Genomic DNA, 12,620 nt, shown 5'->3' with positions numbered 1-12,620 from the left:
AACATGGCCGATAGACGCTCCATGTCCTGAATTGGGCATGGTTTCAGATGGACCCTTGGGCGGTTGAAGCGAGTTCTGCCGGTCGTTGGCAGTCTGATGAGACTCGTTTCAGATGGACCCGTAGGCGGTTGAAGCAAGGCCGAGAACGCGATATACGACATCGAATTTCAGTTTCAACCGGCATCTGAGTAGGCTGCTTCTACGCACTGCATCTATCTCCCGATATAACTGGCTAAAAAAGAGCCCGTAGGTATATACACATTGTAGATCAGTAGTTCACACAGGTATATGTATCTAGATATTAAAACTCAACCCACCACATATGGCTCCTGATCCCGGTCCTGAAGAAACCGAAACTCTCTACGAGTTGTTGTACGCCTGCCAACGCGGACAACAGGTTGCAATCGTTGGTGGACATACGGATGATGATCCTCTCCGGAACCAACTCTATATCGAACAAGAGGAGGACGAACACGTTTCCTCATTTTTTAAAGAGGCCGACACAGAAGATGGACAACTCCTCATCCTAACGGGAAGCGCCGGTGACGGAAAGAGCGCGCTCCTCGCACGCGGTTTTGAGCACACCGACGAACTTCCACAAGAACGCGTTAATATGGACGCAACGGAGTCTCGACGCCGGGACGGTGATTATGCAGATCGCCTAACATCCTTCTTCGACGATGTCGTTGGTGATGTAGAGACAGGGGCCGGACAGCGAAGCGCTCTTGCAATCAATTATGGGCTTGCTGTGGATTACTTTGAACGTCGAGATACACCAGAAGAATTCCAGCCAGTCTGGGAGGCGTTAAAAACCTCGCAAAGTGTGCCGATACACAACTCGGGAGCGTCAAACATTACGGTAATCAACTTAAGCCATCGCCGAACCTATCGGACACACCCGGATCATCTCGGCGAGGGATTAGTCCGCGATCTCCTAGACCGATTTGATCCGACAAACGAAGAGAGCCCCTTTACTGACGCATTTGAGCATGAAATGGAGAGGTGTCCTGCTGGCGACGAATGCCTCTTACAGTATAACATACGCCAACTCACACAAACGGCTGTCAAAGATCAAATAGCCCGCCTTCTAGCAGGCTGGAGTGTAACCACGGGATCCTACCTGAACCCACGAACAATTATCGATAATATCGCCTCATTGCTCCTCCCGACGGGACTGCACGACCTCCCTGGTCATGAAAGCTGTCCAGTCGGCGCCGCAATTGCCGATGGGCACCTAGAGGCTACAGAATCCGATATCGTTTGGAACTCATTATTCGAATCTATCCAGAGCCACCAAGACGCAAGTGTTAGTTCCCTTGACCCAGCTAGCTATACGAGCTTCAGCACTGATCAAAAAGCACTGAGCTGGGGGGCCGATAAGTCAGAGCTTGACGGCCAACTCTCGGAAATCCCGGCAATCGAATTCAAATCGACGACAAAAAAGGTCCGAACGCTGCTGAGGAAGCAGTATATGACATTGGAGGCTGGCGACACGGTCCTTGATGATCCGCCGTTCGACCAGTTCGTTGCTGGCATCACATACTTTGGACAGGAAGAGGATCACCCAGATCTCATAGAAGACGTCAAAACATTGCTTAACACGACGAAAACCGCCCTTAGTAGCTGGACGGGAAGACAACGTGATGACGATCTCGTGGAATTCGTTGACGGATATCGGTCTCCTGACTATCGTTTTCTCTCCCAATGGAACGAGCCGAACATTGATACAGACAAATCAGGTAAGGAATCACGGTCTCTAGTCGTTCCAGGCCGAATCAAACTGATTGCGGAACCACCACCGGAGATGGACTCGCCAGTCCCGATTCCACTATCCTTCCAGACGTATCGATTGATGACCCAAATTAGAGATGGCTACACCCCCAATGCGACCGATCTAAATAGGTCACACGCAATTAGAATGCTCCACTCACGACTAGATGATTTTACAGAGAAGCGTCAATCTGTGACTATTGAGAACCGAACTGGCTCTCGGAGTATTACTGTCAAAGAGGGAGATCTTGGAATCACCGTCGAATCGGAGGGAATCTAATGAGAGACTTCGGGTTTGTACCTGACTGGGGTCGTTCAAATCGCGCACCTGACCGCACGAACCAGCAAGCATTCTTCCCAGCCTCGCCATCCGGGACTCTCCGTGAGGCGACGCTATCAGAGACATTAGCAGGTGTCCTCGGAGCTGATCCTGAGCATACACCATACGAATTAGAAGAGGAATTCAAGAACTTATCATATCTGTCGGAGATTGAGCAGACTGCATCTGAACTCTGGAAGGCCTTTGAAGCAAGCTACATTACAACCGGTGAACGAGGTGTACGTCGGTCGGGCGCGGCAACACGACCGTACGTTATTCCGTTTCACCGGGTGATGGCGACGGTCTTAGAGGTGGATCAGCCGCGGAATTGGTGGCGATGGTACTGGATGTTGATGACTGAACCGGAGGAAAATCGGATTAATGAAGAATTGCATGAACGGTTTGTTCATGAACTGTTCGAGATGCCGTACTCAAACCTCGTTGAAAAGTTGGCTATCGAGGCAGCGAAAAATCTTGAGGATGACACGACGGACATGGGTGCGAACGAATTATTGACCGAGGATCAGTACAATATTATTCCGACCCTTGTGCCGGAATGTGCGTCTGCGTTTCAGGCCGATTTGGAAGCATGGCTTGATTTACAGTCAACAGAGTCGTCATCTCGTTGGATGCGGGGGCTCCGTGACCTATTGTGTTATCACTATATGATGTATTTTTTGCAGGTGAGCGTTACGTTGGCTGAAGAATATGATTCGATACAAGATGGGCCCCCCTTCGAGTATAAATTCGAACTCCAACCCCTCTATTTCGGGATGGAAAATGAGGCCGCGTCGAAATCACGACAATTTGCGACAGAGTGGGGGGGCGGTGGTATTGAACGCCATTTATACGACTCTTGGGGGCGGTTGGCAGTGCTTAGTCATGTAGTTGACATCGGCTTAGACGAATCGAACGAGGTCGAATCACGGCCATACACTCTCACAGAAGCGCTGAACGAGTTCCCAGTGGATCTTCAAGCAGAGGTTGTCTCACGCCTTCTTGACGAATTCCCCGAGGAACAGCGGCCCGATGAGGAGTTCGAGCTTGACGATGCTGCAATCCGATTCTCCCACGCTGTACGTCGGTACTACGAAAATATGGGGAAGTCCCCGGAATCCCAGACTGCCTACACGATGGGATTCAAGGCTGTGTATCAACTTGGTCGTGGAACTGAACGGCGGTACATTGAACGCCGGCAGCGCGTCGGAACGATTCTTCGGTTGGATCGGGCGAGCCTTCGCATGTTTGCTCGCCTTTTTGACGCGCAAAAAGAGCGTGGTCACATCGACGAATTCTGGCAATACATGTTACAACGAGGAATACAATTTGACCATCGGTCCAAGCAGGAATTGATTGAGCAGCTCGAGGAGATGGGACTGCTACAGAAACAGAGTGACAGTGGGGAGGCAATGTATGTCCAGGCAATTTGAAGACGCGCTAGCCAAGTGGTTTCATACCCAAACATCGACACTAGATCCTCAGCCCGGAGATCGATATGAGGCAGAATTCCCGAATGATGAGACCGCTAAAAATGTCTGTGAAGCCATCATTGATGAACTGGCATCTGAGTTCACTAATCAAGAAGTCGAGTACGAGGGGGTAACCCAATCAATCCCGACTATTGAGGTGGCCGGAACACCGCTTCATATCGTCCTTGTACGTGCCTCTGGTGATGATGTAACCGAGTCGTACGAAGTGTCTCGCTGGTATGCAACGACGATCCGGAATGTGTTAGCTGAACGCGGGCGTACAGAATCGAATGCAGCCCTATTGATGATCTATGAGGCGGGTGTCGGAATTGAGACGCTTGATACGACTCATGCCTTGTTTACCGCAGATGGGCAGCTACCGTTGTCAGAATTTGAAGACCGAATCCGGTCTGACTTGTCTCCGCTTAACACCCCTGGACGGGCGCTTATACGGGCGATCGAATCAGAGCTGAATTTCCCAGATGACCCCATGGAAAACCTTGAGCCACTGCGTATCTATTGTCGCATTTATGATGCCTGTGCCAACGAAGACGGAGGACAGTTATCTGGGCTCATCCCCGAACTCGGTACGTACCTGACCGAGACGGAATTCAATAATGACTGGTTCGAAAAATCCGAGGACGAAGACAACCTCGTTAGTCAAGCAGAGCAAATTCTGGATCAGAACAGCACTCATGCCGAGCGGATTCAGGACGCAATGGCTGTCACAAAGGATACTCGGTCCGAATTGGCTGCCTACTATGATGAGGACTTCATTAATGACATTCTGAGCCGAACGGATTGGGCAGCGGTCACTAGGTCCGAAGCAAAGGAGGGAGAACTAAGTTCATCGCCTGAACCTGGCGAAGATGGTGGTGATGACGGTGATCGTGGTGGACCTATCCGTTCTGGATCCGGTGGAGGCGGCCGAGAGGAAACTAAGGAGCCGGAATTTGAATCGTTAGACGTTGAAACAGACGCAGTAAACGTCTATGGCTCCGGATCAGAGACAGCGGGCGACCGGAGTATTGTTGCAACTGCCCCTGGTGGTTCCTTCGGCGCCACGATCACATACGATGTTGATGTATCAGACGAACCATTAGAATTCGTAAACAGCGCTGGAGAGCGGACCGACGGTGTCTCCGTTAATGATGATGAAATCCATATTTCGCTCTCTGGACTAGATCCTGAGGCTCCGCATTATTACAGTCTCAAGGTCTATGTCGGTCACAAGGAACGTCGTGGGACACCCCAGAACCAATTCGACATCGCGATCGTTCCGACGTGGTTCTTCGATTCCATTGGGGACGACACGTTTGCTGTCGACGTTGAAAATGAAGCACTCATAGTTCGAAATGAGAGTGCAATTCCGCTCGATCCGTCGCGCGAATCTGATGCAGACCGGATTGTCGAAGATATTCAAAACGAATCGCAAACGATCACGCTCTCACGGCCGGTATTGTTACGACCGAAAGCACCACCGAAAGTCGATCGTTTACGATGTCAGATCATCGAATCGGAAGATACCCCCGTTCCGGTCGCGATTGACTTCCTCTCGGAAATTGAGGAAGCTAACCGAGGGGAGGTGCCACTCCCGCTGTCGTTTGCAGCAATTACCGATTCAGACAATTGGGCTGACGATGGCCTCTTAGTTGACTCTGCGGTTGTGACTGATCTGGATAGTGGTGAGTTCCACTCGCCAAACGGTGGACTGATTGAGCTTCCAGAGACTGACCAGCGATTGTTACAGCTTGAAGAGCTGATGGTCAATGATGGTACGATAGCCCCTCGTGTGACCGAAGAAACAGGTGTAGGTACCGGGATTCCGCAAAAGGACGAACTTGAACACGTGGCTGCGGATCTCATTGACGCGTACACACAACTGTTTGCCCACTTCGAGGACAGAGGGACGATCCCATCCACGGATCCGTGGGACGACGAAACCCAGGCGACTGTTGAGCAGGTACTATCGACGTATCTACGGGCTGTCGAACGCCTTGATCAGGGAGCAGCAGTAATCACGTTTAACCCCTACCGCGATCTTGGGACGATCCGATCATCATCTGGTGATGTGGAGTATCTGACGCCATTCCATCCGTTGATGCTCGCGTACGGTCTCCGACTCAGTGAGTGGCGCGAAGAGCTGGTTACAAACGGCCAGACGGAGGGATTTCGATTCGCGCGGTTCAAATCAGTGTTTAATCCGGCTGGCTTTAATCCGTATCGGTGGAGCCAAGCGGCTGATGATATTTTTTCAGGTTTGCAAATAGGGAACAACCACCTTTGGGCGGCTTATGCCCCGATAGAAGGTCCTGGATCAACGACCCCAGATTACATCTCAGATGTCGTTGCGGACAAGTTAGAGGCCTTTGCTAGGGCGTTTCCACTGCTGTTTACCCTTCATGAGGAACGGCAGTTGAAAATCAATCTAATAAATATGGGTGACCTCGGCCCAGTAATCGAGGGTCTGTTTGATTTCTTCGAGTTCATGGTTGACCACCCTGAATTGCATGTACCGCAGGTCACACTCCAAATCTATGGTGACCCAGGCGACGGAGAGACGCTGGAACGATTTTTCTCCTTGGATTCCACGGATTCATCCCTCCGTGATTCACTCCGGAGTCGGTCTCATGAAACAGATATTGTTGATCTGCTTGACCGTCGCGTCACCTACATCCATGCGGACGAGCAATTTGATGAAGATACACGGAGACCAGCTCACTTAACGTTGTTCCGAGGAATTCTAAAAGAACAATCCGGGACAATGGAAGTCGACACCTTCCCCAGCGCGGTCCGTATGGATGGACTATTGCCCCATGACCAGATTGAGGTTGACTCCAGTGGTGGTGATATCGTTTCTCGGTCTGGAGCGGCATTCAATGGATCCGATGACAACTTGCTCAACCGTGTTGGAGCTGCAGTGAATGCATTGGAGGCAGGTGTGAGAGACCAAGGATTTGCGTCGGATCGGACTCTGAGTAAAGTAATTACATCGTCAGACCAGACGAATCTTCCTCGTATCTGGGATGAGTCACTGTGGGTCCTACATGTTGAGCCGAAGGTTGACCTCGACTTCTACGTGCGTACCACTTCACAGGCTGGGACTGTATCGGACCAGACGTTGATGATTCACTACAGCGATCAGTATGATGCAGCCTCCCCCGGCTTTGACGTGATCACAACCACGGACAAACGTGACCCATATCTGCAGTCACTCCAACAGGTTCTGGATGACACGCCCGGACTAGATGACGTCTCGCCTGAGACCGTCCTTACCCGCTTGGTAGCGATTGATGGCGAGCTGGCCCTTGATATCCAACAGGCGACGGGGAGCTCAACTATAGAACTGCTCGGGTTAGTCGGCGGGCTCGCCGTGAGCGCCGAACTGCTCGCACGTGAACTTCCGGCTTACGAGTGGATCCCAATTAGTCTCGCCGAGTTCGCTCGCCATGACCGGCGCTACCGAAGCGACGAAGAAGGACTGTTGCAGTACTTCGGTGACGGTAAAGCATCGGATGATCTCTGCTTTATCGGCGTTCCCAAGGATGAGACAGCGGAGAATCTGTCGCTGAAAATGTGGGTTGTCGAAACGAAGGGTGGGTCGGCAGGTATCGGCAAGGGCGTGGATCAGGTCATCGGTGCGTGCGAGAAATTGACCGATTTGTTCGAGCCTGATGAGGCATACGCGGACACATCGGTGCTCCGTAGCGAATTTGGCGATGTTATCACCAAGATTGCACGCCGACTCTACCACTACGACGTTCTCAGTAGTGAGCGGCTCGAAACCGTCGAACAACACTCCAATGCGCTGATTGATGGCGATTATACTATTGATCTGGTTACAGATGCTGCGGGGAACAAGGGTGAAGTTATCCGTATCCAGCAGAATATTGCGCTTCCCGAGTTAAGTGTCCGCGACGGTGTTCGGGTGCTCAAATTACCAACGTCAGTTCTTTCATTAATTAACGACCCACCGACTGGTGAGAACGAGATTCATCCCGATCTCGATACGGGGCCGCTCGTGTTTGATTCGTATAATCTAGCTCCTGCGTCGGGGTCAGACGTGGAATCGACTGGGACAGCTGATAATGACGATGAAGGAATTGATTCCGACGTGGACGACTCGTCCACAACTGATGTTGAGCCAGATGATTCACCAGACGACGATGAGGAGTCTGTTTCCCCCTCCGAACGCGCACAAACTGGATCCGAATTAGGCACCGCGACAGATATCGTCCAAGAATCCGGTAGTGCAGACCATTCTGGTGAGACTGGGACAGATGGTGATGAGACGGAAGACTCGGAGGATGAAATTGACTCCGTGAATTCTGAGACCGACTCTGACGATGCTACGAAGCGGGGCGAAGATACGGAGAGTAGTAGTACCACCGTTGAAGACGAGACAGATTACGGTCAGGGTCTGGACTTCGATTGGGGAGAAGCCGACTTTGAGTCGCTTACGGGATCGCTGACGCAGAGTCCCGATACTGCGATCACGATTGACATTTCTCGTCTGACCACTGATCTCAAAGAGCAATTTGGCTCACTTGGTGTAGATATTCATGAGCCGAATCCTGCTGATGTCTCGATCGGGCCACGAAAACTCGGAGTGAACGTTCGGCCAAAATCTGGTCAGAAGATTGGTGGCATTCTCAACGCACTTGATTCGATTAGTGTGCACCTGCAGGCCTCAGGGACAATTACCGGTGTTGCGAATCCTGCAGAAGGGGCAATCCGTCTGGAGATCCCGCATGGTGAACCTCGGGATATCTACCTCCGAGAAGCATTCGAACAGCAGGGAGAAACCCTTCGAGAGCCACTCCACATTCCGCTTGGGGTTAATACTGAGAATGACCACATCATTGTGGATCTACTTGAGGAACATCATATGCTCATCGGTGGCGCGACTGGATCCGGAAAATCGAATTTTCTAGCCAGTTGTATCTGTAGTCTGGCCGCCTGCCAACCTCCAACTCGGGTTCGGTTGAGTCTCTTAGACCCGAAAGGGATTGACTTCGGCCGATTTGCATCTCTCCCTCAAATCGACACGTACCTCGATGACGCCGAGGATTGTGTTGGCTATCTGCGCTCACTACTCGAGGGGGAACTCGAAGAGCGGCGGGCGACTCTCCGTGAACATGGTGCGGCATCAGTTCAAGAGTTCAATAAACTTGCCGCAATGCAGGATCTTGAACCGATCCCATATCGAGTGATTGTGATCGATGAGTTCGCTGATCTAATTATGTCTCTCTCGGACAATCAGGATGAGTTCGAGGACGCTGTTGGGCGCTTAGCACAAATTGGTCGTGCTCTAGGTTACTCAATTTTACTGGCTACCCAGCGTCCAGATGCAGATATTGTGTCCGGAAGTATCAAGACGAATTTCAACTGTCGTGTAAGTTTCGAGCTACCCTCGAATACGGATTCTCGCGTGATTCTTGATCAACCCGGTGCGGAGGAACTTGAGGGGGCTGGAGACATGATTGCGTTGACCTCTGCAGGGGATGAGTATCACCTCCAGGCGTATCGGTTGCTACCCGAAGACGCGATTACAGTTCGGAAGCAATTGTCTGGGGACAGTGGGTCGTCATAAGTACTGAGATTTTTAATCCTGTTTTTGAAACGGCAAAATATAAACTAATGTGTAAATCTGATTGGCTTCGTAACCGTAGTTCCTGGGTTATGAATTAAGAATATCGGCAGATAATGTGGATGATAACCGACCAATATCTGCCTTTCTCCCGACCAATTAGCATATTGTAGAAAATTTATCCAGCACGCTCGATTGGTGGCTTTGAGTTTCCATCGTTTCTTCCGGCCAATTCGAATACTTTACCCGAACAATCCCGGCCAATCTTAGTAAGAGAATTGCGAGTGTCTCATGCTATAGAACGCTCTGATTCAAATATAGAAACGCTCGGTTAAGAGTATAATTCTATTATTTCTAGAGTGCAATTTAGCCAATTTCAGCTTTCCCTCTTGGGGTTTTCCGGAACGGTTGGGGAACTCAGACAGAACTGAATTTTATATATCTTCCATCCACAACCCAAAATACAGCAGTAGAAGTTCAGCACCAGACACGAGAATCCCGCACCGGGGCAAATCGATTGAGGGAATTCACCAGGTTCTCTTCAACCGATCCCCGACCAACACTCTGCTGTCCAGTTGGGCTCCATCTCAACATTGGCGCTACAGTTGGTCGGTTGATTTCGTCTACTGACCCCGGTGTTCTCGGATAACAACCAACATATCAACTAAATCATGTCAGCGCACACCGTCAGCATCCGGTCTCTCGATCGTACTACCAGTCTCATCGACCAATCTCAACGGGAGGTGGCTGTCGATGAGTAGTGAAATACCTTCTGGACTGGAAGAATACGCTCGTAGAAACACAGAGTTTCTATCGCGAGTACTCGCCTACGGTGACGAAGAGGCTCGAGCATATGCACTTGCTCTACTTGCGAACACGGGTTCTGTGGAAGCAATCGATCAGGTCCAAGCGGAATTGGACAAAATTCGGCGTGAAGTTCGTCGATGAAGCTATTCGTTCGACAGGGCGTCCACGAATTCCTGCGCATCACCGACCAATTCCGGGTGGTCTTCGATAAGCTCGGAGAAGGTCCGAGATTGTTCGAGGTCGTCGAGGAGTTCGGGGTTTTCCTTGGCGAACCGAAAGACCGCATCTCTAACATCCCGTTCGTCTTGTTCGATAGACTCGATCGCACCGTAGTCGAGGGGCTGATTACACCAGACGCAAGTTTCCCGCTCTCGCGGCGTATCTTTGTCACAACGGGGGCACGTGACAGGTCCTATGGGTTCCGACTCTTCCTCCTCGATATCCATCCCGTGCAAACGCGCGTATTGATCGTCTTCTTCGCCGGCAAACTTGGCAATATAATGGGCGGTCGCTTCGCTCCCACGCTTTCGTCCCTGTCGGTCCTCGATTTGGGCCTGACCAAGCCCTTCCCGAGCCAAGTACGTCGCATTAGACTTACGAAAGTTGGTCGGGGTGACCGGCTTCGTAACCCCTGCACGTTCTGCCGAGTCCTCGAAGCAATTCTTGAACTGACGATAACTGAGTCCCTCTGCTTTGCTAAGCTTCGACCAAAGAGGCGAATCTGGATTATCCGGATCTGGGTGGTCACTCAGCCATCGCTGAAGGTAGGGGACGCTCGGGACGAGTGTTACCGATCGTTGTCCGGTCTTGCCATCGACTCGAAGCATGAGGCCGTGGTCGTGGTCACTCACATCACCAACGGTGAGACCTTGGAGTTCTCCGCTTCGAGCCCCGGAGTCGAACGCAACTGCGATAAGAGCCGCATCTCGGGAGTTTCGAGTGGCGTCTATCATAGGAAGAACGTCGTCCTTCCAGTCCAGCATTTCAGCAGGATCCGGAACCGGGTCGTGGCTATTCGAGGTGCCGGACGGAATCCATTCAATGCCAGGAGGGTGACCTTCGCCTTCGGAGACATGCTTCCCGAATACACGAAGAGCGGTCCGGTAGTCATGGTTGGTATTTTCGTTTTCGTAGTTTTCGTGAATCCAGAGGACGATCTCCTCGGCAGCGTCCCGGTCCTCGAGGGCGTCAGCCAGACCGCCAACATTCTCTGCCATGATAGTGCAATGACGGAGGAGCTTATTGTGTCGGTGATCCGTATACTTCGATCTCAGGAGTTCGATTTTGTTACTGAATTCCAGGAGAAGATCCTTATCTTCCCGACTAATGTCACTAGACTCTTCGATTCTGTCTTGCAGGTTTGTGATTTGCTTTCTGATGTCTGCCACTTTTGGGATACCCCATCTTTAATACATGGGACATTGAACCTTTGGGTTGTGTCCCGGCCTAGGCTTTCCCCTACTGTACCATCGAAATCACCGTTCATAGAGGATTTAGTATAACTTTTGTGCCGTATTGTGCTCGTCAATTCTACCCGGTAGGCGGCAGGATTCACCGGCAGTTTAGCACGTCAATTGGATCCGTAAGCGCAATCAACCCTCGTTATCAGGCGATTTATCGAAATGAGGGAGATTCCCCGGCCTTATCGTTGAAATCAGCGGGAAGGGCCGGCCAAAAATAAGGCCGAGTAGGTTCACCACCCAAACGATTCGATGCCGGAAAGTTCGATTGACCCTGACCAAATCGAGGTCGAGGCAGAGTTCTACTTCAAGCAGGAAGATGGAACCCCATCTCTGAGTTCAAAACAAATGCGGCTCCTCGAAGTGATGACTGAGAGGGGATTCGAGATACTGAATAATGGTGACCGCGTGCTGGAGTTCATTTTTCGTCAACCTCAGCCAAACCCATCACTTTGGTGGCGGGTCAAGGAGAGAACCGGTTTAGCCGAGAGGTCGAACCTACGCACACGCGAGTCTTTAGAGTCGCTGAATCAGACAAGAAATAATCAACCATATCGACTGACGTTTCGATTTGTCCGAGTTGTATGGGAGGACGGTTCTGAAGGGTATAGCCTTGAGGTAGAATCTATCCCTGCATTAAGTGAGAAAATCGACCGGCTCAATGGCGATTTTCAGGACGCGAATCTCAAAAGCGTCGTTCGGACGAATAAGCGATTTCTGAAGGATATCGCTACTGAGGTCGGGGTCAGCATCTCCCGTAGACCCTTCACGCGCTCGGAGAACTATCGGGACACTCTCGAATCACATCTACGCCAGCAACTTCGAGAAACCAATTATGGGTCCTACGTTGTCAACTTCGCAGACGAGGCAGATGAAGCATTCCGATACTCCCTCATGCGACCCGCTCTGTGCGCCTATGTTCATGGAATAGAGTGGGCTATTATCTGTTATATCGCGGATTCGGAGGGTAGAGACATCGTAGAGGAGGAGGGATATGACCGAGGGCTTGAATTTAGAAAACTGATAGATGAAGTAGAGGAGACGGGGGCAGTGTCACAAACGACCTCAGAGGCACTACATACGATGAACACCGAGCGAATCTGGATGGCCCATCACAAATCTGGCCCAGTTACGGACATCGAGGTAAAAAGGGTGAAACAGCGATTCAATATTCTGCTCGAAGAACTTTTCCTCTAATCGCTTAG

5 protein-coding genes are annotated in these 12,620 nt (G+C 51.0%); 4 read left to right on the top strand and 1 reads right to left on the bottom strand.

The window, feature by feature from the left end; translation table 11 throughout:
• Nucleotides 1–322 precede the first annotated feature (322 nt).
• The 3 genes from dptF to HWX69_RS16295 are packed head-to-tail and all read left to right on the top strand — an operon-like array spanning nucleotide 323 to nucleotide 9,151.
• On the top strand, nucleotides 323–2,050 hold the full coding sequence (gene dptF, locus HWX69_RS16305; RefSeq protein WP_178918095.1) for a DNA phosphorothioation-dependent restriction protein DptF: 1,728 nt from the start codon (nucleotides 323–325) through the stop codon (nucleotides 2,048–2,050).
• Nucleotides 2,050–3,519 carry a DNA phosphorothioation-dependent restriction protein DptG gene (dptG, locus tag HWX69_RS16300; RefSeq protein ID WP_178918094.1) on the top strand — a complete coding sequence of 490 codons (1,470 nt, stop codon included), beginning with the start codon at nucleotides 2,050–2,052 and terminating at the stop codon, nucleotides 3,517–3,519. Before dptF ends, dptG begins: the two co-directional genes overlap by 1 nt.
• Nucleotides 3,503–9,151 carry an FtsK/SpoIIIE domain-containing protein gene (locus HWX69_RS16295; RefSeq protein ID WP_178918093.1) on the top strand — a complete coding sequence of 1,883 codons (5,649 nt, stop codon included), beginning with the start codon at nucleotides 3,503–3,505 and terminating at the stop codon, nucleotides 9,149–9,151. Before dptG ends, HWX69_RS16295 begins: the two co-directional genes overlap by 17 nt.
• 947 nt (nucleotides 9,152–10,098) lie before the next feature.
• Here the strand turns inward: HWX69_RS16295 and HWX69_RS16290 are convergent.
• Complete coding sequence (locus HWX69_RS16290) at nucleotides 10,099–10,908, bottom strand: tyrosine-type recombinase/integrase (protein ID WP_246286595.1); 810 nt, start codon at nucleotides 10,906–10,908, stop codon at nucleotides 10,099–10,101.
• A gap of 759 nt (nucleotides 10,909–11,667) precedes the next feature.
• Between HWX69_RS16290 and HWX69_RS16285 the strand changes: the two genes are divergently transcribed.
• On the top strand, nucleotides 11,668–12,612 hold the full coding sequence (locus HWX69_RS16285) for a hypothetical protein (protein ID WP_178918091.1): 945 nt from the start codon (nucleotides 11,668–11,670) through the stop codon (nucleotides 12,610–12,612).
• Nucleotides 12,613–12,620 lie beyond the last annotated feature (8 nt).

Origin of the sequence: Natronomonas gomsonensis (assembly GCF_013391635.1) — an archaeon.
Lineage (GTDB): Archaea > Halobacteriota > Halobacteria > Halobacteriales > Haloarculaceae > Natronomonas > Natronomonas gomsonensis_A.
This window is presented reverse-complemented; position numbering and strand designations above follow the sequence as displayed.